The organism is Planotetraspora sp. GP83, from assembly GCF_041262585.1.
GTDB lineage: Bacteria > Actinomycetota > Actinomycetes > Streptosporangiales > Streptosporangiaceae > JAOEGB01.
This window is the reverse complement of record NZ_JBGCBZ010000033.1, coordinates 47,830-73,513: the sequence shown is the minus strand read 5'-3', so window position 1 is coordinate 73,513 and position 25,684 is coordinate 47,830. Positions and strand designations below refer to the sequence as shown.

The 25,684-nt window shown below is 69.9% G+C and carries 23 protein-coding genes; 19 read left to right on the top strand and 4 right to left on the bottom strand.

Features of this window, described 5'->3' with window-relative positions:
- Positions 1-147: 147 nt before the first annotated feature.
- Entirely contained in the window at positions 148-1,296 is a 1,149-nt protein-coding gene (locus ABH927_RS31750) for a glycoside hydrolase family 75 protein (RefSeq protein ID WP_370027725.1), read from the bottom strand.
- A gap of 514 nt (positions 1,297-1,810) precedes the next feature.
- Between ABH927_RS31750 and ABH927_RS31745 the strand changes: the two genes are divergently transcribed.
- From ABH927_RS31745 to ABH927_RS31735, 3 genes are all read left to right on the top strand, one after another.
- Complete coding sequence (locus ABH927_RS31745) at positions 1,811-1,987, top strand: sigma-70 family RNA polymerase sigma factor (RefSeq protein WP_370027729.1); 177 nt, start codon at positions 1,811-1,813, stop codon at positions 1,985-1,987.
- Positions 1,984-2,637 (top strand): permease-like cell division protein FtsX, encoded by a 654-nt coding sequence (locus ABH927_RS31740; protein WP_370027723.1) that lies wholly within the window; start codon positions 1,984-1,986, stop codon positions 2,635-2,637. The genes ABH927_RS31745 and ABH927_RS31740 overlap by 4 nt, the downstream gene beginning before the upstream one ends.
- 127 nt (positions 2,638-2,764) lie before the next feature.
- Positions 2,765-4,132: a M1 family metallopeptidase gene (locus ABH927_RS31735; protein WP_370027721.1), complete on the top strand. Its 1,368-nt coding sequence runs from the start codon at positions 2,765-2,767 to the stop codon at positions 4,130-4,132.
- A 109-nt stretch (positions 4,133-4,241) separates the two neighbouring features.
- Here the strand turns inward: ABH927_RS31735 and ABH927_RS31730 are convergent, their stop codons facing one another.
- Complete coding sequence (locus ABH927_RS31730) at positions 4,242-5,984, bottom strand: glycoside hydrolase family 9 protein (protein ID WP_370027719.1); 1,743 nt, start codon at positions 5,982-5,984, stop codon at positions 4,242-4,244.
- Positions 5,985-6,127: 143 nt separating this feature from the next.
- On the opposite strand from ABH927_RS31730, the gene ABH927_RS31725 reads away from it, so the two are divergent.
- Positions 6,128-6,859 carry a GNAT family N-acetyltransferase gene (locus ABH927_RS31725; RefSeq protein ID WP_370027717.1) on the top strand — a complete coding sequence of 244 codons (732 nt, stop codon included), beginning with the start codon at positions 6,128-6,130 and terminating at the stop codon, positions 6,857-6,859.
- Positions 6,860-6,869: 10 nt separating this feature from the next.
- Here ABH927_RS31725 and ABH927_RS31720 read toward each other — a convergent pair whose 3' ends face one another.
- Positions 6,870-7,985: an alpha/beta hydrolase gene (locus ABH927_RS31720; RefSeq protein ID WP_370027715.1), complete on the bottom strand. Its 1,116-nt coding sequence runs from the start codon at positions 7,983-7,985 to the stop codon at positions 6,870-6,872.
- 207 nt (positions 7,986-8,192) lie between these two features.
- On the opposite strand from ABH927_RS31720, the gene ABH927_RS31715 reads away from it, so the two are divergent.
- The 5 genes from ABH927_RS31715 to ABH927_RS31695 all read left to right on the top strand — a co-directional run bounded on the left by ABH927_RS31715 (position 8,193) and on the right by ABH927_RS31695 (position 15,512).
- A complete protein-coding gene (locus ABH927_RS31715; protein ID WP_370027713.1) occupies positions 8,193-9,803 on the top strand; it encodes an ABC-F family ATP-binding cassette domain-containing protein in 1,611 nt (536 codons plus the stop codon).
- 152 nt (positions 9,804-9,955) lie between these two features.
- On the top strand, positions 9,956-10,732 hold the full coding sequence (locus ABH927_RS31710) for a hypothetical protein (RefSeq protein ID WP_370027711.1): 777 nt from the start codon (positions 9,956-9,958) through the stop codon (positions 10,730-10,732).
- A gap of 113 nt (positions 10,733-10,845) precedes the next feature.
- On the top strand, positions 10,846-11,946 hold the full coding sequence (locus ABH927_RS31705; RefSeq protein WP_370027709.1) for a saccharopine dehydrogenase: 1,101 nt from the start codon (positions 10,846-10,848) through the stop codon (positions 11,944-11,946).
- 310 nt (positions 11,947-12,256) lie between these two features.
- Positions 12,257-14,206 carry a hypothetical protein gene (locus ABH927_RS31700; protein ID WP_370027707.1) on the top strand — a complete coding sequence of 650 codons (1,950 nt, stop codon included), beginning with the start codon at positions 12,257-12,259 and terminating at the stop codon, positions 14,204-14,206.
- A 151-nt stretch (positions 14,207-14,357) separates the two neighbouring features.
- Positions 14,358-15,512 carry an NlpC/P60 family protein gene (locus tag ABH927_RS31695; protein ID WP_370027705.1) on the top strand — a complete coding sequence of 385 codons (1,155 nt, stop codon included), beginning with the start codon at positions 14,358-14,360 and terminating at the stop codon, positions 15,510-15,512.
- 1 nt (position 15,513) lies between these two features.
- Here the strand turns inward: ABH927_RS31695 and ABH927_RS31690 are convergent, their stop codons facing one another.
- Complete coding sequence (locus ABH927_RS31690; RefSeq protein WP_261582485.1) at positions 15,514-16,002, bottom strand: inorganic diphosphatase; 489 nt, start codon at positions 16,000-16,002, stop codon at positions 15,514-15,516.
- 87 nt (positions 16,003-16,089) lie between these two features.
- On the opposite strand from ABH927_RS31690, the gene dacB reads away from it, so the two are divergent.
- The 10 genes from dacB (at position 16,090) to folK (ending at position 25,672) form a co-directional block, all read left to right on the top strand.
- Positions 16,090-17,484 (top strand): D-alanyl-D-alanine carboxypeptidase/D-alanyl-D-alanine-endopeptidase, encoded by a 1,395-nt coding sequence (gene dacB / locus ABH927_RS31685; RefSeq protein ID WP_370027703.1) that lies wholly within the window; start codon positions 16,090-16,092, stop codon positions 17,482-17,484.
- 310 nt (positions 17,485-17,794) lie between these two features.
- Complete coding sequence (locus ABH927_RS31680; protein WP_370027701.1) at positions 17,795-18,865, top strand: zinc-dependent metalloprotease; 1,071 nt, start codon at positions 17,795-17,797, stop codon at positions 18,863-18,865.
- 28 nt (positions 18,866-18,893) lie between these two features.
- Complete coding sequence (tilS, locus tag ABH927_RS31675; RefSeq protein WP_370027699.1) at positions 18,894-19,883, top strand: tRNA lysidine(34) synthetase TilS; 990 nt, start codon at positions 18,894-18,896, stop codon at positions 19,881-19,883.
- Positions 19,884-19,895: 12 nt separating this feature from the next.
- Positions 19,896-20,453, top strand: a complete 558-nt coding sequence (gene hpt / locus ABH927_RS31670; RefSeq protein ID WP_370027697.1) for a hypoxanthine phosphoribosyltransferase — start codon at positions 19,896-19,898, stop codon at positions 20,451-20,453.
- 267 nt (positions 20,454-20,720) lie between these two features.
- Positions 20,721-22,724, top strand: a complete 2,004-nt coding sequence (gene ftsH, locus ABH927_RS31665; protein WP_370027696.1) for an ATP-dependent zinc metalloprotease FtsH — start codon at positions 20,721-20,723, stop codon at positions 22,722-22,724.
- A 2-nt stretch (positions 22,725-22,726) separates the two neighbouring features.
- Complete coding sequence (gene folE / locus ABH927_RS31660) at positions 22,727-23,314, top strand: GTP cyclohydrolase I FolE (protein WP_370027694.1); 588 nt, start codon at positions 22,727-22,729, stop codon at positions 23,312-23,314.
- 177 nt (positions 23,315-23,491) lie between these two features.
- Entirely contained in the window at positions 23,492-24,379 is an 888-nt protein-coding gene (gene folP, locus ABH927_RS31655) for a dihydropteroate synthase (protein ID WP_370027692.1), read from the top strand.
- On the top strand, positions 24,376-24,798 hold the full coding sequence (locus ABH927_RS31650) for a nuclear transport factor 2 family protein (protein ID WP_370027690.1): 423 nt from the start codon (positions 24,376-24,378) through the stop codon (positions 24,796-24,798). Before folP ends, ABH927_RS31650 begins: the two co-directional genes overlap by 4 nt.
- Positions 24,795-25,175, top strand: coding sequence for a dihydroneopterin aldolase (folB, locus tag ABH927_RS31645; protein WP_370027689.1), 381 nt, complete (start codon positions 24,795-24,797; stop codon positions 25,173-25,175). The genes ABH927_RS31650 and folB overlap by 4 nt, the downstream gene beginning before the upstream one ends.
- Entirely contained in the window at positions 25,172-25,672 is a 501-nt protein-coding gene (folK, locus tag ABH927_RS31640) for a 2-amino-4-hydroxy-6-hydroxymethyldihydropteridine diphosphokinase (RefSeq protein WP_370027687.1), read from the top strand. Before folB ends, folK begins: the two co-directional genes overlap by 4 nt.
- Positions 25,673-25,684 lie beyond the last annotated feature (12 nt).

The window sequence follows — 25,684 nt, the reverse complement described above, 5'->3', positions numbered from 1 at the left end:
CACCGCCCTCCCCGGATCACCCGCGGGGCGCGTCGGGTGTCGGGTTTGGGGGCCTTTTACCGCCATCAACCGGGGGGGGGCCCCCCCCGGGGGGGGGGGGGCCACGACGGACGTGCTCAGACGGGTCTAATCAGTGCTCGGACTCGCTCAGTTGTTGTTGATGAACTGCTGGGCGAGCTGCTGGCCGAGGGTCACGGCCTGGGTGTGGTTCTCGATGGTGGAGACCTTGGTGCCCGAGCCGGTGAAGACGATGTACGTCACGCCGCTGTCGGTGCCGCCGTTGCTCGGGTCGGGGTTGATCCCGAGGTCGGAGGCCGTCTTGTACGACGCCTCACCGATGATCTGCGTCGGCCCGGTGTCACCGACCACCGCGTATTCGATCTTCCCGTTGTAGATCACCGCCACGACCGTGTTGCAGCCGATTCCCTTGGTCGTGTAGTTCCAGATGCTGCTTGAGCTCGGCACGACCACGTACGGCAGGCCTGCGGCGTTGAGCGGGGAACCGCCGCTGGTGTGGCAGGCGGTGTCCGGCAGGAAGCAGCAGTCGGTGTTCTCGTTGCACTGCGTGGTACGGACACCGTCACAGTCGATGTCCATGTCGGCCTTCCAGAACACCGCGCCGGTCTTGTTGCAGACCGGGACCGTGGCCGTGCCGGCGTCGCTGTCGGTCTTGTACTTGCCGTTCGAGATCTGGCTGCAGCTGGTCACCTTGGCGAGCAGTTGGTCGGCGGTGACGGTGCCGCCGCCTCCGCCGCCGGTGCCGGTGGTGGCCGAGATCGCGTTGCTGGCCGCCGACAGGTTGCCCGCCGCGTCGCGCGCCTTCACCGTGAAGCTGTAGGTCGTGCTCGAGGCCAGGCCGCCGCTGGTGTACGTGGTGCCCGTCGTGGTGTCCACGAGTACCGAGTTGCGGAAGATCTGGTAGCCGGTCACGCCGACGTTGTCCGTGGAGGCGTTCCACGCCAGCGACACGCTGCTGGAGGTGGTGCCGGTCGCCCGCAGGTTGGTGGGCGTGCTCGGTGCGGTCGTGTCGCCGCCACCGCCGCCACCGGTCCCGAGCCGCTTCCACAGCGCGGGGACGTTGGGGGGCTCCCAGCCGGTCAGGGAGGTGTGCGCCTGGAGGCACTCGTAGTCGACGCCGTTGTAGGTCACTCGCGCGCCCACCGCGTAGGAGGTGTTCGGCGCCCACGCGGCGTAGGCGAGCACGACGCTGGACGTCGCCGACGCGGGAGAGGGGCCGACTGCAACCAGACAGAGGCTCAGCGCCACGAACAGGGCGCTGAGAAGCCGGGTTTTCATACGTGCCTTCCTTTCGAGGGGACAGGCGTCGGCCGTGCACGACATGTGAATCCGGGCGCGCGTGCCGACTGAGGGGGTGTGGAGGCGGGGTAGGGAGGCCGGCGGTGACTTCGCCACAGCTCACGGCCGATTGGCAGGGGACAGAAATAACTGTTAGGAAAGTTTCCTAACAGCTACGGGATCGTAGCCCCGGGCAAGCGCCCCTACAAGACCCAAATCGGGAGGCTCTCCGCAAATGCCGACCAGCGCCGATCATCGCCGCGTGGCCGCGTAGGGCGTCGGTCCGGCGCGGATCGCGTCCCGCCGCGATGATCCGGTGGCCGTCGCGGGCGAGCCGTAGTGCTACCTCTGGCCGATGCCGCTGGTGCCGCCGACCACCACGATCGTGCGGGGTGTCATCGCGCGGCCTTGAGACCGAGAAGACGGACCACGAGCCGCCGGGCACCCCACAACCGGCTAACGAGACGCCGCTCGCTTCTCAGAAGGCCGTACGGACGACCGGGCCCCTGCGGTCCTGCTCGCGCTGGGCCGGTTGCCGCGACGCCAGCGAGAGGCCCTGGTCCTGCGTTACTACCTCGACCTGCCCGAAACCGAGATCGCGGAGATCATGCGGGTCAGGCAGAGCACCGTCAGGTCGACGACGGCCCGAGCCCTGACCAGGCTCCTTCGCGAACTGGGAGATGAGGCATGAGCAGCATCGAGGATCGGCTCCGCGACGCCATGGCGGCTCGTGCGCGGACCATACAGGACCATGACCGGCCTCTGCCCGCGCCGCGGGCGACCGGGAAAGGACGAGTCAAGACCGCCGCCGTCACCTTGGCCGCCGCCGCGACGGTCTTCGGAGTGGTACGGCTCGCGGCCCCGCCGCAGCAGCCGCAGGGCGAGGGCGTCGTCGCCATGTCCCTGAGCGTCATGGCGCCATCCGACAGGCCCAAGGTCGCCGTCTTCCTCTGCAAGGACAGCGATTTCTGGCCGGGCTGCAAGGGTGGCGCGGTCACCGAGATCGAGCGGGAGAACATCAGGCGGGCGCTCGAGGCCCGGCCCGACGTGGAGAGCGTCGCCTACGAAGACCAGCGGCAGGCATACGAGAACCTCCGGAGGGATAACAAGAACACTCAACTCTTGACGGTGATAGTCCCCGAGGACCTGCCCGAGTCCTTCAGAGTCCAGATCAGGGCAGGTGCGGACTTCTCGGCAGTCGCACGGGCCGCGAGCGAGCTGCCCGGCGTGTCCAACAGCATCGACCAGGCTTGCACCGCCGACAGCACCTCCCCATGGGGCTCGGTGAAGAGGTTTCTCGGGTTCGAGAAGCGATGTTCCTTCCTGGGCAAGGGCCGGTGACCCCCCCGGCCGGGCCGGCGAGCTGAGCTCAAGCCTTACCCGTTTGTTCGTCGAGCGTTCATCTGGGCTGCCCGAGGATCCGCGTCTTACTAGCGACAAGCGTGGCGGCTCGGGAGAGGTGATCTCTGTGTGGCGTCGAATCCTCGCAAGTGGTGTGGCGGTGGCCGTGACCGCGCTCGGCTGGGCGCCACCCGCGCTGGCGCTGGACGGCATCCGCACCCCGCGGAACCCGTCTTACAAGGTCACCCTTTCGAGTGACGCCTCAGGCACGCTGTGGACCGGTCACGCGAGCGTCAGCTTCACCAATCTGTCGGTGGATCCGCTCGGCGACGTCAACCTGCGACTGTGGGGCAACGCGCGTGGCCGGTGCCCGGCCGCCGCAACGGCCGCCTCCGCCATGCCGGTGACTGTAAGTCACGTCACGGGCGGTACGGCCGGTCCGCTCACGGTCCGTTGCACGTCACTGAGGATCATCCTGGCCAAGCGGCTCAGGAGGGGTCAGAGCGCCTCGATCGGCTACGACCTCCAGATCAGGGTCCCGGCCGGCGCCGGCCGCTTCGGCCGTGAGGGGCCGTACAACTTCCTTGGAAACGCCCTGCCCGTCCTCGCCGTGCGTGACGGCGCCGGCTGGCATCGCGAGCCGTACACGCACGTCGGGCAGCCCTTCTACACGGTGAGCGGCGACTTCACGGTCACGCTGGATCACCCTGCCTCGCTGCTGGTTCCCGCGACCGGGACGGCCGTGGACGCGCCCGGGTCCGCCGGCCGTACGGTCACCACCGTCACCGCCGCGAACGTCCGCGACTTCGCCTGGGCCGCCGGGCCGTTCAGTCTTTTACGCGGCATCTCCGCCACGGGTGTCACCGTGAACGTCTACGGGACGAGCGCCGCCACCGCGAAGCGCGCGGGCTCGATGTCGGCCGTCGCCGGATCGGCCATGGCCGCGAACGTGCAGTTCGGGGCCTACCCGTACGGCGAGATCGACGTGGTGCTGGACAACCGGTTTCCCGTGACCGGCGGACACCCCGGTGTGGCGTACCCGGGGATCGTGTTCAGCCGAGCCGACACCGGTTCGCTGGTTCAGGCGGTGGCCCGCCAGTGGTGGTACGGCATCGTCGGTGACGACGAGTACGACAGCCCGTGGCTCGACGAGGCGTTCGCCGCCTATGCGACCGACCTGTACTTCAAACGGACGGGCGCCGGCTGCTGGAGAAAGGTGGCATGGGCGTCCCGGGTGGAGAAGGTCACCAACTCCATGGCCTACTGGGACGCGCACCCGAGCCGCTATGCCACGGTCGTGTCCGCGTACGGCTCGTGCGCCCTTCATGACCTCCGCCGCAAGCTCGGCTCGGACAAGATGCGGAACCTGCTCCGCGTCTACGCCGGGGCGCATTGGTACAAAGTCACGACGACAGCCGAGTTCAAGGCCCACGCGCAGTCGGTGTCGCCCGCCTACCTGTCGGCGTTCTGGAGGGCGCACCGCATCCCCGGCTGACTCGGGGACTCGGGGCTGACTCGGGCTGACTCAGGTTGACGAGGCCTCCCGCCGTGACGTGGTGTTCCCGTGCCCGGCCGGGGGGCGTCGGGTCGTCGACGGCGCCGCGTCAGCCGACCGCCGAGACGGCGAGGAGGAACCACGCGCTGTGGGGGATCCACTGCTCGGCCCAGCGCCACGAGTCCCCGCTCGCCGCCTGCTCGGCGGGCATGAAGGCGACGTCTCGCTCGTTGTCGAAACCGCTGGTCACACCGTTCAGGATGCCACCGGGCACGTTCTGGAACGCCGTGGAGTATTCGACGTTGTTCCGGCCCCGTCCTTGGATCATGCACGAGTCGAACGGGTTCAGCCCCATGACCCATTGCAACTGGTCTTCGGCCAGCCGCATGAGCCGATCGCGCAGGCCGGGGTCGCACTCCGGAAGCTCGGCGGCGAGCAGGGCGGCATAGGCGATCGAGCAGATGTTGGCGTTCTCGCCCTGCCACCAGTATCCGGTCTCGTTGTCGTGCGGGTAGAAGAAGCTCGTGCGAGGCTCCGAGGCGGTCGGCTGGACGTACTGCCGGAAGTAGCCGAAGGGGTTGCCGACCTCGTCGGCCAGCCGTACGGCGTCGCGCATGAGCGTCACCGCCATCGCGCGCGCCTCGGCCGCGAGCGCCGAGTCACGATGGACCTCCGCGAAACGCATCAGCGCCACGGCGGGCAGGCCGGACTCGGCGGCGTGGAAGAACGGCCGGCCCTCGGCGTCCCCGCGAAGGCATCCGAAACCCTTGCCGGTGGTGACGTACCGCCCCATGAGTGACCGCGCGCGCCGCGCGGCGGCCTCCTCGGAAGGCGCCTCGAATGCGGACTTCTGCGAGGCCGGGGCGTCGATTGTCCTGGCGGCGTGGGCGAGTTCGACGGCGGCCATGAGGGCGCAGTAGTCGTCGATGACGGACTCGGCGCCGTCGTAGAGGTAGTCCAGGTTGTGCTTCTCCAGGTGGAGGAACCCCCGGTGCGCGGCGTGGAAGTAGTCCTCCGCGGTGAAGTCGCCGTGGTCGTCGAGCGTGGCGGCGCGCGCGAGCGCCGCGATGGCCATTCCTCCTCCCTGGCGGTACCCGGCCTGCCAGCGCGTCGTACGGACGCTGTCCCGCAACGGGGCGTTGATCACGCGTTCGTCGAGGTCCTTGGTGAGCGCGTCGAAGATCGCCGTGTAGAAGTAGCCCTCGGGTGACTGGAACCGCACGAGGAAATCGGCGCCGTGAAGCCCCTCGTCGCGCATCCGGGCGCCGAGCGTCTGGAACAGGCCGGGGTGTTTCGCGGCCAGCTGCTCCCGGGCGGACAGGAAGGCCCACGCGCACAGGGAAGTCTGCTGGGGGTTCATCATCCGGGTGTAGTTCAGGTGGCTGAGGAACTTGCTGTGGTCGCCGGACGCGTCGAGCCAGCCCCCGCGGGCGTCCACCGTACGCCCCGAGTCGTCGCCGTAGAACCGCGCGTTCCGGTCCTTCCGGTCGATCTCGCCGCTCGACCGGACCGCTTTGAAGTAATAGAGGACGTCCGACAGCGTCTGGTAGTGGATTCGCCGCGACCCGATGACGAACGGCTCGGAGCTCCGGACGCCGTCGGATGTGGTGACCTCGACGCGGTAGCGCCCCTCGGTCCGCACATGCGTGAAATCGACCCGCCGAAAGGTGCCGACCGACCATTCGTCGACCCGCAGCTCCGGCTCCACTGCCAGCTCGACCCTGGTGCCGTCGGCGTCGTCGACGAGGAAGGCCGCCGTGACCATGACAGGCTCCCGCGTGAGCACCACCGCCTTCTTCGACCCGGACGTGTTGTAGCCGAGATGGCTGGTGAGCACGCTGAGCATGGTCATCCCCTCGCACGATGCCGGTCCTGATTGATCGCGATATCCCGGTTGATATCAGGCCGTCGCCCCATCCGGCTCTCCGGGACGTACGGCCCGGCCTGCCGGAAAACCGGTTGCCCCTGGTCAGGCCACTGCGCGACGCTCCGGAGGTGAGCGAGAAGCGTGAGATCGTGGTGGGCGCCGGCGGCGTCCCGGCCGTCAGCTACGTCGAGGACGTCAGGGACGGCAGACCGTGGGCCGACCTCGTCGAGGTGATCGGGCCCGATCCGGCCGATGCGATCATGTCGCGGTTGCGCGGGTGGGCGGTCTCGGCCCCGGTGGAGCTGTCCGAAGAGCTGGTCAGGCGGGGAGCCCGGCTGCTCCGGCACGCGCATGAGATGTCCTGTGACCTCCGCCGGACGCCGATCCCGGAAGCCTCCCCGCCGGACGGCTTCCGGTTCGTGCCGTGCGACCGCTCGCCCGAGGAGATCTTCCCCGCCTGGCGGGCGGCCTACCCGGCGGGACACCCCGATCACCGTCCGCGCGACGGCGGCGAGGCGCTCCGTGAGGAGTTGGCCCCGCTGCTCCGCGGTGAGATCCTGGGAAAGCTGCTGCCCTGCAGCGTGCTGGCCGTCGATGCCCGCGACCAGGTCGTGGGAGGCGTCGTGATCAACGACAGGGGCGGCGTCCCGTGGATCTCGGAAGTCTTCCGCCACCCCACCGGCGCCCCTCGTGGTCTGGGCGCGCTCCTGCTCAGGACCGCGCAGGCGCGAGCCGTCGCCGACGGCCTGTCCACCCTGGGGCTCGCCGTCACGCACACCAACCCGGCCAGGCACGTCTACGAGAGGCTCGGGTTCGTCGTGACCCGGACGTCGATGACCGTCGTGATCCCCGAGGTCTGATAGGTCTCATTCAGAGGGACGACGCGAACGTCCTCAGTGCCTCTTCATAGCGGGCCGGGTCGACGTTCCACGACCCGGTGTGGCCGCCGCCCCGGGTCTGGACGAGCGTGACGAGGTCCGGCCTCGCCTTGGCCAACTCCAGGGCCGGGCCCACCGGCACCGTCGCGTCGGTCGTGTCCACGAACACCAGCGCGCGGGTCTTGAACTCGCGGGCATGCCGTACGTGGTCGAGATCGTCGAAGGACAGGCCGGTGCGCCGCTCGATGACCCATTCGCCGACCGTGACCAGGAAACCCGGCACGCCCATCTGCTGAGCCCCGAGCGCGATGGGAGACCGCCAGTCGAGCACGGGGCTGTCGAGGATGATCCCTTTGATGGGCTCGTCCGGGAGTTTCCGTACGGCCATGGGCACGATCCCGCCGCCCATCGACCAGCCGTAGAGGACTATGCCGGTCGCCCCATGGCTCTTGGCGTACGCGACGGCCGCCGCGACGTCCTCCCATTCGGTGGCCCCGAGATGGAACTTCCCGTCAGGGCTCGGTGGCGCGCCCTCGTCGTTGCGGTAGGTGATGCCGAGCACCGGCATCCCCAGCCTGTGGAAAGCCGGCAGCACACGGAGCGCCTCGGCGGGGTTCGCGTTGCGCCCGTGGACGGCGATCACCCAGGTCGGAGAGGTGCCCTCCGTCCGCCACGCGGGAAAGCCGCCGAGCGGGGAGGGGATTTCCACATCTGTGTACGGCACGCCGGCGGCGGACGGCTTCCCGTCGCCCCACAACCATCGGTCGAGGTACGCGCGGACCCCCGGGCGGAGCTCTCCTCTGAGGACCTTCTGGACCTTGCGGGTCACCGTCCCAGGGCCGGTCGTGACGGTGGGGCCCAGCAGGGCGTTGCCGTTCGCCCAGGTCAGGCCGTATGTTCCGGGTGCCGCCGTGTCGGAGCCGCCCCTGAGCGTGACCTCGTCCCCGTTGACGGCCATGACTTCGAGCGGGTAGTCCGAGGCGTGCACGGGATCGAGGACCAGACCCGAGTAGTACCACCCGGCGCCCCCCACCGCGACCACGCCGAAGGCGGTCACCATCGCCACCGTCCACGCGACGCGCCGCCGCCACCGGGATTCCTCAGCCATGGACGAGAATCTAATGTCAACCAGTCGCAAAGTACGGTTATGTCGTCCTTTGATCTGATTGCGGGTCACAAGCCTCCCCAAGGGCCCTCTGCGGCGCGCGTGCGGCATGGGTGGTCAGGTGGCATGTGCCGGCTGCGATGATTTAACCCGGTGCGATCAGGCGGCCATGGAAGATACCCTCCGCCAGGGATCAGGGAGGGGATCGCGGTGGGGCACGTCGAGGTGGGACACCTTACTTATGTGCTGCCTGACGGCAGGCCGCTGCTGAACGACGTCTCGTTCCGGATCGGTGAGGGTGTCAAGGCGGCCCTCGTCGGACCAAACGGGGCGGGCAAGACCACCTTGATGCGCCTGATCTCGGGTGACCTCCAGCCGGTCGAGGGTTCGGTGGCACACTCGGGCGGTCTTGGGGTGATGCGGCAGTTCATCGGCAGCATCCGCGACAGCCGTACCGTCCAGGATCTGCTGACCAGCGTCGCGCCGCAGCGCGTGCGGGAGGCGGCCGGGCGGCTGCACGACGCCGAGCTGGCGATGATGGAGCGCGACGACGAGAAGACCCAGATGCGCTACGCCCAGGCGATCACCGACTACACGGACGCGGGCGGCTACGACATCGAGGTGCTCTGGGACACCTGCACGATCGCCGCCCTGGGCGCGCCGTACGACAACGTGAAATATCGCGAGGTCAACACGCTCTCGGGCGGTGAGCAGAAGAGGCTCGTGCTGGAGGCGCTCCTGCGCGGCCCAGACCAGACGCTGCTGCTCGACGAGCCCGACAACTATCTCGACGTGCCCGGCAAGCTGTGGCTCGAACAGGCCCTCCGGGAGACACCCAAGACCGTGGTGCTGGTCTCGCACGACAGGCAGTTGCTCGCCAACGCCGCCGACCGGATCGTCACCGTCGAATCCGGGAACATCTGGGTTCACGGTGGCGGATTCGCGACGTACGCCGAGGCCCGCAAGGAGCGCAACGAGCGGCTCGACGAGCTCCGCCGCCGCTGGGACGAGGAGCACGCCAAGCTCAAGCGCCTGGTCGTCATGCTGAAGCAGAAGGCGACGTACAACGACGGCATGGCCCCCGCCTACCACGCGGCGCAGACGCGGCTGCGCAGGTTCGAGGAGGCCGGGCCGCCGGAGCTCGCCCCGAAGGACCAGCTCATCAGCATGCGCCTGCGCGGCGGCCGCACCGGCAAACGCGCCGTGATCTGCGAGAATCTCGAGCTCACCGGCCTGATGAAACCCTTCGACCTGGAGGTCTGGTACGGCGAGCGCGTCGCCGTGCTCGGCTCGAACGGGTCCGGGAAGTCCCACTTCCTGCGGCTGATCGCCGGCGAGGTGATCCGGCACACCGGTACGGCGAAGCTCGGTGCTCGGGTCGTCCCCGGGCATTTCGCCCAGACCCACGCTCGGCCCGAGCTCCATAAGCGGACGCCGTGCGAGATCGTCATGACCGAGCACGCCCGGCTGAAGAACGAGGCGATGAAGGCCCTGGCCCGATACGAGCTGGCGGGCAGCATCGCCGAGCAGCGGTTCGAGACGCTGTCGGGTGGCCAGCAGGCGCGGCTGCAGATCCTCCTGCTGGAGCTGTCCGGCGCCACCCTGCTGTTGCTCGACGAGCCCACCGACAACCTCGACCTGGCCAGCGCCGAGGCGTTGCAGGAGGGTCTGGACGCCTTCGACGGCACCGTGCTGGCGGTCACCCACGACCGCTGGTTCGCCGCCGACTTCGATCGCTATCTGGTCTTCGGGGCCGATGGGCGGGTCTACGAGTCGCCGGAACCCGTCTGGGACGAGGCCCGGGTAACTCGCCAACGATAAAGCCGTATAAATCGCTAAAAGCCGCACACTCAATGGACGGATGCTGATCCGGCAAAAGGCCAGTCGTTAAAAAGCCGGTACGAGTTGCGCGTGTCCCGGGGCTCAGCGCCCTATTCAGGGGTTATGACGGCTACGTGACGCGACGTAGCCGAATGACGATCGCACTCGCCCTCGCCGGACTGGTGACCGCGGCGTGCGCAAGCGAAGACAACCAGGCGGATCTCCGGCCCCTCACCCTGAAGGAGCAGACCTCCTCGATCGTGAAGTCGGGCAACGGCTATCTGGTGAACTGGGCGGGCGTGCTCGGGAACGCCAACCGCTACCACTTCGGTGAGAACGCGGTCGCTGTGATCAGCGCCGTGGACGCCGGCGGCAAGGAGGTCGTCCACCTGGAGCAGCCGCTCGACGCGGTTCCTCCGGGCGGGAGGCTGCCCTTCTCCGGCCAGGCGCTGTCCGGCGTCAAGCCGGTCCGCGTGAAGATCGACTATCGGCGCGCCAGCTGGCACAAGGCGACCCGGGTGCCGTCGGCCTACCTGGAGTTCCCGGTGTCGGACGTCACGACGGAACGGCTGCCGACCGGCTCCTACCTCGTCACGGGCTACGTCCTCGACCCCTTCTTGAAGGCGGCCACGAGTCTCGCGGTCACCGCTCTCCTCCGGGACGCCGCGGGCAAGCTCCTCGGCGGCGGCACGGCCTACGCCGACAACGTCCGCGCCAACGACAGGCGGCGCTTCGTCGTCACCGTGGAGGGCGTCAGCGGGGGCACCGTGGCGAGGACCGACGTGCTGGCGACGGCCTGGGGCGCCACGGCCAAGCCGTACGAGGAGCTGGCGCTCGCCGGGGCCGCCCCGATCCACACGGTGACGCCGACGACCGAACCGTTCGCCAAGGACCGCGGCTATCAGGCGATCAACGATCGGCGACAGTGATCCGGAACGGCGACACGATCGGCGACGGTGAGCGGTCTGGCGATGTTCCGATGTCCGATATCGGCACCGACCCGATGTGGATCTTGAAATCCAGGGCAGGTTACCGTAACGGCATGACGACCCCCAGGATCGTGCTCTTCGGAGCCACCGGGTTCACCGGCGTGCTCATCGCCGAGGCCCTGATCGCCCGCGGGGCCCGGCCGCTGCTCGCGGGCCGCGACCAGGCAAAGCTCGACGCGCTCGTCAGGTCGTCGCAGGTCGAGGTGCCGACGGCCGTCGCCGATGTGGGCCGTCCGGAGTCCGTGGGCCGGATCGTCAGCCCGGGAGACGTGCTGATCTCCGCCGTGGGCCCGTTCGCCCGATGGGGTGAGGCGGCGGTCACCGCCGCGACCGACGCGGGCGCCGTCTACCTCGACACCACCGGTGAGCCGATGTTCATCAAGCGGGTCTTCCAGCGGTACGGCCCGCCCGCGGCGGCCGCGGGAGCCGCCCTGCTCACCGCCTTCGGGTACGACTACGTGCCGGGCAACCTGGCCGCGGCCCTGGCCCTGCGGAAGGCCGGGTCCGAGGCGGTGCGCGTGGACGTCGGATATTTCGTCAACGGCAACATCGCCAGGCGCGCCAGTTCCGGCACCCGGGCGTCCGCGCTGGGCATCCTCCTCGACCCGATGTACGGCTTCCGCCAGGGCCGCATCGTCCGTGAGAACGGCCGGACCCGCCAGTTCAACGTGGGCGGCCGCCGCCGCCACGGCATCTCGGTGGGCGCCTCGGAGCACTTCACCCTGCCGCCGGCCCACCCCGGGCTGCGCGAGGTCAACGTCTACCTCGGCTGGCTGGGCGGGCTGACCAGGGCCGCCGGGGTGCTCGCGAGGGCGACCCCCGTGCTCGCCGCCCTGCCCGGAGCGAAGCGGGTCACCGAGGCGATGGCCGACCGGGTGCTCCGCGCGGGGAACCGGCCGCAGGCCGCCGACCCGGGCATCTCCTCCCAGATCGTCGCCGAGGCCTATGACGCGAGAGGGCGTCTCCTCGCCTCGGCCCACCTCGACGGAGGAGACCCCTACGACTTCACCGCCCGCGTCATCGCCTGGGGAGCGGTCACCGCGCTGGCCGGCGGCGTGCGTGGGAAGGGCGCCCTGGGGCCGGTCGACGCCTTCGGGCTGGAGGCGCTCACCCAGGGGTGCGCGGAGGCCGGACTCGTCGTTCGCGAGAAGTAGGGCGGTCGCGACAGGCGCCGGTTCGATGATGGGGTGAGCCCCCCTTTCAGGAGCCCCGGAGCTCCGGCGAGCCCTCGCCGTGTCCCGGCCCTCGCGGGGGTCTGGGCAGGCATCGAATGAGTGCGCTGGAAATTTATCTCGATTTATCTTGATAAAACGCTGGCGTTGCCAGCAAGCCGGGCCAAATTGGACGAATCATGCTTGGTGCGGGAAAGTGTCAAGAGATCGACCGCGAATGCCATCGATGGCGTTATGCGGTTCCGGTGGAATCGGTGGAGCTTTCCGTTACCAAGCATTTACTCTTGGTTACATGAATGATGGCGTCCTGGTTGACGCGTTGCGGGCCCGCGAGCCGGGAGCTCTGGCCGCGCTCTACGACACGTATGCCGAGAGCGTCTATCGATACTGCCGTGCCGTGCTCGGCAGCCCGGACGGCGCCCAGGTCGCGCTGCGCGACACGCTGGTCGCGGCCGAGGCCCTGGTCGGCTCGCTGGCCGATCCCGGGAGGTTCAGGGTCTGGCTGTACGCCCTCGCCCACGGCGAATGCCTGCGCCGTGGCACGCCGGGGGAGTCATCGCCGGTGGACACCGAGATGGCCCTCGCCGCCGTGCCGCCGCTCGCGGACCCCGCGGACGCCGAGATGCGGACCGTCGCCTGGAACGCCGTGGCGGCCCTGGCCCCGGAGGACCGCGAGGTCCTGGAGCTGACCACCCGGCACGGGATCTCCGGAGCGGATCTCGGGTCGGTGCTCGGCACCGGGCAGCGTTACGCGGAGGCGTTGAACGAGGCCGCGACCGAACGGCTGCGCGACGCCATCACGGTCGAGATCCTCGCCCGGCGGGAACCGGACGAATGCGACCGGTTGGCCAAGATCCTCGCTGGGCTCTCCGGCGAGCTCACGCCCGAGGCGCGCGAGCGGGTGGCCAGACATCTCACGCGCTGCGAGACGTGCTCCCGCCACCGGGTCAGGCAGGTCTCCCAAGCCAAGGTCTTCGCCCTGCTGCCCGAGGTGGTCCTCCCCGAGACCCTGCGTGTCAGGGTGCTGAGCTGCTTCATCGACCCCGAGCTCGTCCCCTACCGGCGATACGTCGCGAAGCGGGTCGGGCCGCTCGACGCCTCCGGCTTCCCGAGGGCGGGCGCCGGGATGGACGGCCGGCTGGCGCAGGCCGTCGCGGGGGCGGTCGCCGCCGTCGCGGCCGTCGCCACGGTGGCGCTCGTGTTCGCCCAACTGGCCGATGGGCCGGGAGAGCGGGTCACCCGCTTCACCTCGGAAGGGCTGCCGACCGCCAGCGAGGCTCCCCGCGTCCCGCCGCCGACGAAGGCGAGGCCCGGCGAGAGGCTGCTTGAGCCCGTCGCTGACCACTCGCCCATGGGCCGGATCGACTCACGGCAGCTCGCGGAGCCTCTCTTCCCCGCCCGGCCCCTTCTCCTGCCCACCCCGGCGCCCGCTCCCCCGCGGCCGAGGCCGTCCCGGCCGTACGGCCCGCCGCCACGGCCCTCGCAGCCGTCCGCCCAGCCGTCGGTTCACCCCTCGACCCGCCCCACGAGCCAGCCGACGACCCGCCCGACGGCCCAGCCCTCCGGTCCCGAGCCGACGCCGTCCCAGATGCCCACGGGGAGTCCAACCTGGCCCACCCCCGCCACGCCCACGGATGGGCCGCCGCCGGGATGGCCGGGCCCGCGCCCGTGGCCACCGCACGAGCATGACCACGACCATGAGCACGGGCACGAGCACGAGCACGCCCACGATCACCAGCACCATCCCCGGCCGCGGCGTGAGTGCCCCGACCGGCCGGCACCGGCTCCGCCTCCCACTCAGACCCCGGCTCCGCCTTCTACGCAGACCTCGCAGCGGCAACCCGAGCGCCCGCAAGGCGCGGCGGCCGACCAGTCGCAGGCGCGGCCCGCCCGGTCGGGCGCCCACTTCCGGCGGCCATGGACCAGGTCGGCGCACGCGCGGCCATGGGACAGACCCGGCGATCGATCGGCAGGTGACAGGCCGGGAGACAGCTCGGGAACCGGCGATCGGTGGCCGGAGGGTGCGCCGGGTAACCGGCACCCAGGAGACGGCTTCAGAACCGGGGGCCGGCGGTCGGGGGATGACACGCCGGGGGACCGGCCTCCGGCTGGTCCGCCGCCCACTGAGGCGACCGCACCCCGCAGGAACGACCCCGCCGGCTCCGCCGACTCCGCCGACTCCGCGGATTCCGCGGGCAACCCCGCCGCGCAGCCGTCCCCCACGACCTCCGGCACCACCTGACCGGAGGCCACGCGGCTCCGACGGTGGACGTCCCGGCTTTCTCGTACATGCCGGGCGATCTACCCCATAGCCGAATTACTGTCCGTGTCTTCAATGTGTACGGAGAGTAGTCAACGGGAACTGAGGGGAGTGGAGTTAGGGAAGGGGTAGCATGCCACTCCTCAGAGCATCGGGCCTGGTCGCCGGGCTGGGGTCGGGAATCGTCCTGACCCTTGGAAGCCCCGCCGGAGCGGAGCCGAGACCGTCCGCGCAGGACGTCGCCGAGGCGCGCCAGCAGGCCCAGGACCGGGCGCATGAGCTCGGCAAGGCGGAGGCGGACCTCGCCGTCGCCCAGGCCCGCCAGGACGACCTCACCGCCGGCGCCGAGCGGCTCGTCGAGGCGTACAACGGCGAGCTGGTGAAGCTCGACGCCGCGCGGAACGACTACGAGCAGGCGGTCGTCCGGCTGCGCCAGGCGGCGGACGACTACCAGCAGGTGCGCGCGACGGTGGCGGCGCAGGCGGCCCAGAACTACGACCAGCTCGACCTGTCCGTGTCCGGTGCGGCCATGGTCGCGGACTCCGGCGATGTCGGGGGCTTCCTGCAGCGGGCCAGCCTGTTGAGCCAGCTGAGCAGCGAACAGGCCGCCACGCTGGAGCAGCTTCGCGACACTCAGCGGGTCTACGCGATCTTGCGCACCCAGGCCGCGCAGGCCTATGCCGACCAGCTCAAGACAGCCGAGCAGGTACGGCTGGCCAGGGACGCCGCCCGGCTGGCGGTCGACCGGCAGATCAAGGAGACTCAGCAGATCAGCAAGGAGAAGACCGCGATCTCGCAGCGCCTCGACGCCGCCAGATCGCGGGTCGAACGGCTGCGCCGCGCCCGGGACGAGACCCGAAAACAGAGGGCCGGCCGCCGGGCGAGCTTCGCCGTACCGTCATGGGCGGGAGGGCTGGCCTCCGGCAGGGGCGGCCGCGCGGCCCAGTGGGCGCTCAAACAACTCGGCAAGCCGTACGTGTGGGCGGCGGACGGGCCCTCCGGCTTCGACTGCTCGGGCTTGACCATGCGGGCCTGGCAGCGGGCGGGCATCTCCCTCGACCACTGGACCGGCACTCAGTGGAACTCGGGGCCGCATGTGCCGGTAAAGGACCTGCGCAGCGGCGACCTGGTGTTCTACGGCCGGCTGAGCCGCAATCCCGGCACCATCCACCACGTCGGGATCTACATCGGCCGGGGCCTCATGGTCCACGCCCCCCAGACGGGGGACGTGGTCCGCATTTCGAGCATCTGGCGGCGCGACCTCGTCGGCGCCACCCGGCCGGTGTAGGTCAGTGCTCCTCTTGCTCGTGCCGCTTGATCGACGCCACGATCTCGGCCTCGGCCTCGACCCGCCCGACCCAGTCGGCGCCCTCGACCGACTTGCCGGGCTCCAGGTCCTTGTAGACCTCGAAGAAGTGCTGGATCTCCAGCCGGTCGAACTCGGCGACATGGTGGATGTCGCGGATGTGCTCCATGCGGGGGTCCGTGGCCGGCACGCAGAGGACCTTGTCGTCGCCGCCCTTCTCGTCGGTCATCCGGAACATTCCGACCGCGCGGCACTTGATCAGGCATCCGGGGAAGGTCGGCTCCTGCAGCAGCACGAGCGCGTCGAGGGGATCTCCGTCCTCGCCCAGGGTGTTCTCGATGAACCCGTAGTCGGCGGGGTACTGAGTTGACGTGAAAAGCAGGCGGTCAAGGCGGATGCGGCCAGTCTTGTGGTCCACTTCGTACTTGTTCCGTTGCCCCTTGGGAATCTCCACGACAACGTCGAACTCCACTGCGGTTCCTCCGCTCACGCCCCCGGCTTCCCGGGCTGGCGTTAATGTCTCGTAAACGTGTTTCGGCCTGGCGCGAAATGAGGTCTCGTGGTGCGACGTGAGCGGTGGGTGGTGGTTGCCACGCTCGCCCTGCTGCAGATCTTCGTCGTCGTCGCGGGCGTCTATTGGATCACCCATGGCGCCGCCCAGATGCCGGTCCCGATCGCGTCTCCGGAACCGGCCCCTACCCCCCTGATCACCGCGGGTCCGGTTCTGGCCGCGGCGGGGGACGGGGCTCTCCCCGCCAAGGGTACTTTGACGGCTCAGCTCGGTGGCCCCATGGGTGACCCGGCGCTGGGGAAGAGCGTCGCCGGGGTCGTGCTCGACGCCCGGACGGGCGGCGTTCTCTTCGACGGCCGCGCGTCGAGGGCGCTCAAGCCCGCCTCGACCACCAAGGTCGTCACCGCCGTCGCCGTGCTGGGCTCGGCCGGGCCCGACGCCCGCCTGGCCACCACGGTCGTCAAGGGGGCCACCCCCGGCTCGATCGTCCTCGTGGGCGGCGGAGACCCGACCCTGGCCGGGCCGAAGACCGCCGAGAACGCCAAGTGGTCGAAGAACGCCGTCTACCCTCGCGCGGCGTCGCTGGCCCAACTGGCCGTCCGTACGGCCAGGGCCCTGAAAGCGGCGAAAATCACCTCGGTCGACCTGTCGTACGATGCCTCGCTGTTCGGCGGGCCGGTGACCGGACCGGGGTGGAAGCCGACGTACATCCCGGAGGGCAGCGTCGCCCCGGTCGCCGCGCTGACCATGGACGAGGGCCGCGCCACCGACGGGTCGCGGTTCTCCGACCCGCCGCGCGCCACGGCCGACGCCTTCGTCCCTTTGCTCCGCAGGTACGGCATCAGAGTCGGCGACGACGTGAAACCGGCCAAGGCCCCGGCGGGCGCCCAGGAGTTGGCACGGGTCGAGTCTCCGCCGGTGTACACGCTGGTCGAGCGGATGCTGACGCTCAGCGACAACGACCTCGCCGAGGCGCTCGCCCGCCAGGTCGCCATCAAGGAGGGGCTCCCGCACACCTTCGAGGGGGAGGCCAGGGCGGTCCACCAGGTCCTGACCCGCCTCGGCGTGGATCAGGGGGTCGAGGTCTACGACGGCAGCGGGCTCTCGACGAAGAACCGCATCACTCCCACCGCCCTCGCCCGCCTGCTCGCCGCGGCCTCCTCTCCCTCGAACCCGGGCCTGCACTCGCTGATCAGCGGCCTGCCCGTCGCCGGGTTCACCGGCACGCTGCACAACAGGTACGGCAAGGCGGACTCGGAGGCGGGAGCGGGGGTGATCCGCGCCAAGACGGGCACGCTCACCGGCGTGAACACCCTGGCGGGCATCGTCTACACGGCCGACGGCCGGCTGCTGACCTTCGCCTTCATGGCCGACGACGTGACGAACCCGCCGGGGGCGATAGCCGTGCTGGACAAGATGGCGGCGATCGTCGCCCGCAGCTGACCCCCCCAACCCCGCGTGATCATGCACAGGTTCCCGCCGAGGCGTTCTCACCTGCCTCATCCCACCGCGTGATCATGCATGGATTCCTCGCGATGCCTCTCCATCTGCGGCTTCGTTCTTCGTGATCTGGCATCTGGACGTGATCGCATGATCACGCGAAATGTTTCCCCAGGCCGTAAGGAACGTCGCGGAATCCATGCATGATCACGTGGGGCGAGCCCGCAGGCCGTACGGCATGGCGAGGAATCTCTGCATGATCACGCGGAAGGGGGGCGCGCGAGCTGGGCGTCGAGCACGTACGGTGGTGAGTATGCAGGTGATCGACTGGGATCTGGCCGTCGCGACCGGAGTTCGCCTTGTGCGCCCCGGGCCACAGGTGAGCCGTGAGGAGGCCAGGCAGGCGGTCGCCGACCTTCGGCAGCTCTCGCGGGAGGCCGAGGGGCACGTGCGGGAGTTCACCCGCATCGACTCGGCTCCGCCGGAGGCCGCCACCGTCGTGGACCGGCCCGGCTGGATCCGCGCCAACGTCGACGGCTTCCGCGTGGTGCTGGAGCCGCTGACCGACAAGATGTCGAACATGCCGGCGATCGTCGGCGCCGTCGGGTCGCGCATCACCGGCGTCGAGGTGGGCGCGGTGCTGGCGTTCCTCGCGTCGCGGGTGCTCGGGCAGTACGAACTGTTCCTCCCGCCGGACCCCGACGGGAACGCCCCGATCGGTCGGCTGACCCTCGTCGCGCCCAACATCGTGCACGCGGAGCGCGAGCTGGGCGTGAACCCGCGCGACTTCCGGCTCTGGGTCTGCCTGCACGAGGAGACCCACCGGGTGCAGTTCACCGGAGTCCCCTGGCTGCGGGAGTACGTCCGGGGCCAGATGACCGAGTTCCTCCTCGCCTCCGACATGGATCTCGCGACCCTGCTGGAGCGCCTCCGCGCCGCCTCGGACGCGGTCGCCGACGCCTTCAAGGGCGGCGACGGCAACCTGATCGAGGCCATCCAGACCCCGGAGCAGAAGGCCGTCCTCGACCGGGTCACCGCCGTGATGACGCTGGTCGAGGGGCACGGCGACTACGTCATGGACGCGGTCGGGCCGTCCGTCGTGCCGTCGGTCGCCGACATCCGGTCGAAGTTCCAGCGCCGGAGGCAGGGCGGCTCGCGGGTCGACCAGCTCATCCGGCGCCTGCTCGGCATCGACCTCAAGATGAAGCAGTACGCCGAGGGCTCGCAATTCGTCCGCACGGTCGTGGAGGAGGCCGGGATGGACGGCTTCAACCGGGTCTGGACGTCTCCCGACTCGCTCCCGAGCCGTGACGAGATCGCCGACCCGCACGCCTGGATGGGCCGCGTCCTCGGCACCCAGGCGCTCAACCCCCCTGGCGCCTGATCACGCGCAGGCCGGACACAATGGCCCCATGGGCCCACATCCCGCCGTCGCCGACGTCCGCCGTGCCGTACGGCTGACGCTCGCGGATCTCGCGCCCGGCGACCTCGTCCTCGTCGCCTGCAGCGGAGGGGCCGACTCGCTGGCCCTGGCCGCGGCGCTGGGCTTCTCCGCGTCCAGGATGGGCCTGCGGGCCGGGCTGCTCACCGTCGACCACGGCCTCCAGGAGGGCTCCGCCGAGCGCGCCCTCGATGTCGTACGGCTCGCGCCCACGCTGGGCCTGGATCCCGCCCAGGTCCTGACGGTCACGGTCGGCAGGGCGGGCGGTCCCGAGGCCGCCGCCCGCGACGCCCGTTACGCGGCTCTCTCCGCGGCGGCCGACGCCCACAAAGCGGCGGCCGTACTGCTGGGACACACGCTGAACGACCAGGCCGAGACCGTGCTCCTGCGCCTGGCACGGGGCAGCGGCAGCAGATCGCTCGCGGGCATGCCGGAAATATCAGGCATCTACCGGAGGCCGCTCCTCGGCGTCAGCCGTACGCGGACCAGGGCGGCCTGCGCCGCGCTCGCCCTGCGGCCGTGGGACGACCCGCACAACGTGGACCCGGCCTACACCAGGGTCAGGGTCCGGCACGACGTGCTCCCGGCCCTGGAGGCGGCCCTGGGCCCGGGGGTCGCCGAGGCGCTCGCCCGTACGGCACGGCTCTGCCGGGACGACGCGGACGCCCTCGACGAATGGGCCGCCGCGGTCCACGCCAAGTCCCTGGGGCCCGAGGGGGAGCTGACGGTGGCCGTCCTGGAGGACGTTCCGGCGGCCGTGCGGCGGCGGGTGATCCAGCGGGCGGCCGTGGCGGCCGGCTCGCCGGCGTCCGCGCTCGCCGCCGTCCATATCGACGAGGTGGAACGCCTGGTCACCGAGTGGCGAGGCCAGAAGGCGGTGCACCTACCCGGGGGGGTGGGAGCGGTCCGCCGCTATGGCACGCTGTACTTCGTCGCCAACCTCGGCGTCGCCGATTTGTAAGGAAAAGCCCAGGTGGATGCAGCGGACATGGGTGAGGACCTCTCCAGCGTCCTCATTCCGGAAGAAGAGCTTCAGACCAAGATCAAGGAGCTCGCCGGCCAGATCGACGCGGACTACGCCGGGAAGGAACTCCTTATCGTCGGCGTGTTGAAGGGCGCCGTGATGGTCATGGCCGACCTCGCGCGGGCGCTGCACGTCCCGGTGCAGATGGACTGGATGGCCGTTTCGTCCTACGGCGCGGGCACCAAGTCGTCCGGCGTGGTGCGCGTCCTCAAGGACCTCGACACCGACATCGCGGGCCGCCACGTGTTGGTGGTCGAGGACATCATCGACTCCGGGCTGACCCTTTCCTGGCTGATGAACAACCTGAAGTCGCGCAGCCCCGCATCGGTCGAGATCTGCACACTCCTGCGCAAGCCGGACGCGGTGAAGGGGCCCATCGAGGTGCGGTATGTCGGATTCGACATTCCCAACGAGTTCGTGATCGGCTACGGCCTCGATTACTCCGAGCGGTACCGTAACCTGCCGTTCATCGGGACCCTCTCGCCGCACGTCTACGGCGGGGAGTAAGCCCTTAGCGAAGTGCTCTTCCAGTCAAGCGTTATTTGCTCCCAGGTCGGGGAACACGGGAATGCCTGACGTACGTTGGAAGGGCGAAGCCGGAGCCGCTCGGGCAGTTAACGCACGCGGCGGCCCGGTGTACCTTCGGATATCCGTGGAGTGCCAAACGGTTACCCGCGGGTAGACGAAGAAGCGGCAAGGGATGCCGCGACCCCGGGTCACACCGGGGCCAGGCCTTGGTCAGGAAGGGACGGGCCCGCCGGGGTTCCGCAACGGATGGATCTCAAGCGATTTACACGTGGGCCACTGCTGTGGATCCTGGGCATCGTCGTGCTTCTCCTGCTCGTGACCACGATGTTCAGCGGCGACGGCAACTACACCACCGCCGACACCTCGACGGTCGTCCAGCAGATCGAGCAGCACAACGTCAAGAACGCGACCGTGGTCGACAAGGACCAGCGGGTCGAGGTCACCCTCCTCAAGCCGATCGAGGTCGCCGGTAAGACGACCGACCGCATCCAGGCACCCTGGGTCGAGGGTCAGGGCGTGCTGCTGACGCAGATGCTGAAGACGGCCAACCCCCCGAAGGGCTGGACCGCCGAGGTGCCCAGGGAGAACTTCCTGGTCAGCCTGCTGGTGAGCTTCCTGCCGATCATCATCATCGTCCTGATCTTCCTGTTCATCATGAACCAGATGCAGGGCGGCGGCTCCCGGGTCATGAACTTCGGGAAGTCCCGGGCCAAGCTGATCACCAAGGACACCCCGAAGACGACGTTCGCCGACGTCGCGGGGGCCGACGAGGCCATCGAGGAGCTCCAGGAGATCAAGGAGTTCCTGCAGGCTCCGGCCAAGTTCCAGGCGATCGGCGCCAAGATCCCCAAGGGCGTCCTGCTGTACGGCCCGCCCGGAACCGGTAAGACGCTGCTCGCGAGGGCGGTCGCCGGTGAGGCGGGGGTGCCGTTCTACTCGATCTCCGGTTCCGACTTCGTCGAGATGTTCGTCGGTGTCGGCGCCTCCCGCGTCCGCGACCTGTTCGAGCAGGCCAAGGCGAACGCTCCGGCGATCGTCTTCATCGACGAGATCGACGCCGTCGGCCGGCACCGCGGCGCGGGTCTCGGCGGCGGCCACGACGAGCGCGAGCAGACGCTGAACCAGCTCCTCGTCGAGATGGACGGCTTCGACGTGAAGGGCGGCGTGATCCTGATCGCCGCGACGAACCGGCCCGACATCCTCGACCCGGCGCTGCTGCGTCCCGGCCGCTTCGACCGTCAGGTCGTCATCGACCGGCCCGACCTGGAGGGCCGCAAGGGCATCCTCCGGGTCCACGGGCGCGGCAAGCCGTTCGACGCCGACGTCGACCTCGACGTGATCGCCCGCCGGACCCCCGGCTTCACCGGCGCGGACCTGGCCAACGTGATCAACGAGGCGGCCCTGCTGACCGCCCGCCAGGACCAGAAGCTCATCACGATGAACACCCTCGAGGAGTCCATCGACCGCGTGATGGCCGGTCCCGAGCGCAAGTCGCGGGTCATGTCGGACCAGGAGAAGAAGATCATCGCTTACCACGAGGGCGGCCACGCCCTGGTGGCCCACGCGCTGCCCAACTCCGACCCGGTTCACAAGATCACGATTCTGTCCCGGGGCCGCGCGCTCGGTTACACGATGACGCTGCCGATGGAGGACAAGTTCCTCGCGACCCGGTCGGAGATGAACGACCAGCTCGCCATGCTGCTCGGCGGCCGCACCGCGGAGGAGCTCGTCTTCCACGAGCCCACCACGGGTGCGTCCAACGACATCGAGAAGGCCACCTCGATCGCCCGCCGCATGGTCACCGAATACGGCATGAGCGAGAAGCTCGGCGCGCGCAAGTTCGGCAGCGGCAACGGCGAGGTGTTCCTGGGTCGCGAGATGGGTCACGAGCGGGACTACTCCGAGCAGATCGCCTCGACGATCGACGAGGAGGTCCGCCGCCTCATCGAGTCGGCGCACGACCAGGCGTGGGAGATCCTCGTCCAGTACCGCGACGTGCTGGACAACCTCGTCCTGGAGCTCATGGAGAAGGAGACGATCTCCCGGGAGCAGGTCCTGCAGATCTTCTCCCCGGTGGTCACCAAGGAGAAGCGCCCCTCCTACGCGGGGTACGGCAAGCGTCTCCCGTCCGACCGTCCTCCGGTGATCACGCCGAAGGAGCGGGCGAACGGGAACGGCTCGGCGGCGCTGCCCGCCGGCGGCCCGGCTCCGTGGGTAAACGACCAGGCGCCACAGCGGGACGAGGCCTGACCATGGCGCTCCCGCCTTCGCCGCAGTTCGATCACGCCCGGATCGAGAAGGCCATTCGCGAGATCCTGATCGCGATCGGCGAGGATCCGGAGCGTGACGGGCTGCGGGACACCCCGGCCCGCGTGGCCCGGTCCTTCGCCGAGCAGTTCGCCGGGCTCGGGCAGCAGCCGGAGGACGCGCTGACCACGATGTTCGACGCCGACCACGACGAGATGGTGCTGGTGAAGGACATCGAGGTCATGTCCATGTGCGAGCATCACCTCCTGCCGTTCCACGGCGTCGCCCACGTCGGCTACACGCCCAACGAGAAGGGGCAGATCACCGGCCTGTCCAAGCTGGCCAGGCTGGTGGACGTCTACGCCCGCCGCCCCCAGGTGCAGGAGCGGATGACGTCGCAGATCGCCGACGGGCTGATGCGGGTGCTCGAACCTCGTGGCGTCATCGTGGTGATCGAGGCCGAGCACATGTGCATGACCATGCGCGGGGTCCGCAAGCCCGGAGCCAAGACGATCACGTCGGCCGTCCGGGGCGATTTCCGTACGAGCGAGGCGACCCGGGCCGAGGCCATGTCGCTCATCCTGCGCGGCTGACGGTCTCGCGCCTCGTGTCGCCTGACCCTGCCGCCTTTACCGCGCCCGGCCGGCCCCGTCCTCCCGGGCGAATCTTGCCGGGTGCGGCACTAGGCTTGACTACGCAAGCGAAGCGAGTGAGCGAATAGATACGGAGACCGCGGTCATTCGCCGACGAGCCGCAGGCGAGGAGGAAGGATGACCACACGACGCGTGCCGGGAATGCCCGACCCCGGGCGCTGCCTCGTCATGGGCGTGGTCAACGTGACGCCTGACTCGTTCTCCGACGGCGGCGAGTGGTTCGACTTCGACACCGCGATCAGGCACGGCCTCGACCTGGTCGGCGAGGGCGCCGACATCGTGGACGTGGGCGGCGAGTCGACCCGCCCCGGGGCCGCCAGGGTCTCGCTGGAGGAGGAGCTGCGCCGCGTCGAGCCGGTGATCCGCGCCCTCGCCCAGGAGGGCGTGACGGTCAGCGTGGACACCATGCGGGCGGAGGTCGCCGAGGTCGCCGTCGAGGCCGGCGCGAAGCTCGTCAACGACGTGAGCGGCGGCCTGGCCGACCCGGCGATGCCGCGCGTGGTGGCCGCGACCGGCGTGCCGTACGTCGTGATGCACTGGCGCGGGCACAGCCGCGACATGGACAGCCGGGCGATCTACGCGGACGTCGTGGTCGAGGTGGCCGAGGAGCTGCGCAAGCGGGTCGACTCGGTGCTGGCCGAGGGTGTCAGCGAGGAGCAGATCGTGCTCGACCCCGGGTTGGGCTTCTCCAAGAAGCCGCAGCACAACTGGGCTCTGCTGGCCGGCATCGGCCGGCTGACCGAGCTCGGCCACCCTCTGATCATCGGGGCGTCCAGGAAGCGCTTCCTGGGGCGCCTGCTGGCGGACGCCGAGGGGACCCCGCGGCCCTTCAGCGGCAGCGACGACGCGACCCTGGCGGTCACCGCGCTGGCCGCGAGAGCGGGCGCGTGGTGCGTGCGGGTGCACCAGGTCGGGCCCAACGCCGACGCCGTGCGTGTCGCGGCGGCGTGGCGGGCAGCCGATAAAGGACATGCCGGACAGAACGCCGACGAGGGACGCCGATGAAGGTCATTGAGGAGCTCAACCAGGCGTTCTACAACGCGATCGAGAGCGCCGACCTCGACAAGATGTCGGAGATCTGGATCGAGGACGTCGCCGATCGGGTGGCCATGTGCGTCCACCCGGGCTGGCCGATGCTGAGCGGGCGGTCAGAGGTGCTCCGCTCGTGGGCGCTGATCATGGCGAACACGCCGTACATCCAGTTCGTGCTGACCGACGTGCAAACCATGGTCCTGGGCGACGTGGCGGTCCTCACCTGCGCGGAGAACATCCTCACGGCCGCCGACACCGACGAGCCGGGCTTCGCGGCGGGCCGGGTGGTCGCGACGAACACGTTCGTGCGGACCCCGGCGGGCTGGCGGCTCTGGCTTTACCACGGTTCTCCCGTGCTGCAGAGCGACGACGACGAGGAAGACGAGTCGTGACCGGGCGCGGAAGGCGCGCCGACACCGTGCGGCTCGCCGGCCTGCGGGCCCGAGGGCGGCACGGCTGCCTTCCGGCCGAGCGTGCGCTGGGACAGGAGTTCGTCGTGGACGTCACGCTGTTCCTGGACACCGCGCCGGCCGCCGCGGGCGACGACCTGACGAAGACGGTGGACTACGGCGCGCTCGCCGTCGAGCTGGTGAAGGTCGTCGAGGGTGAGCCGGTCAACCTGATCGAGACCCTGGCCGACCGGCTGGCGTCCGTCTGCCTGGCCTACGACCTGGTCGAGGAGGCGGAGGTCAGCGTGCACAAACCGGCTGCGCCCATCCCGCTGCCGTTCGACGACGTGGTGGTGACGATCAGAAGGGGTCGCGCATGAGGGTCGTGCTCGCGCTCGGCAGCAACCTGGGCCGCCGGATCGACTACCTCCAGGGAGCGCTCGACGCGATGTTCGACGCGCCGGGGCTGTCCTTCGTGGCGGTGTCACCGGTGTACGAGACCGATCCGGTGGGCGGCCCCGAGCAGGATCCGTACCTCAACGCCGTGGTCATCGCCGAGGGCATGCAGGACCCGCGCTCGCTCCTCGACCGGGCCCACAACATCGAGAACGCCTTCGGCCGCACGCGCGCGGAGCGCTGGGGGCCGAGGACGCTCGACGTCGATCTGATCATGGTGGGCAACCTCATGTCGGACGACCCGGAGCTCACCCTGCCGCATCCCCGGGCGCATGAACGGGCGTTCGTGCTGGTCCCCTGGGCGCAGGCCGACCCGGCCGCGGTCCTCCCCGGGCGCGGGTCCGTCGCGGCCCTGCTGGCCGATCTCGACCAGAGCGGTGTACGGCTCCGCCGCGACCTCGCCCTGGAACCCCCGGCCTGACGAGGAGCCCCC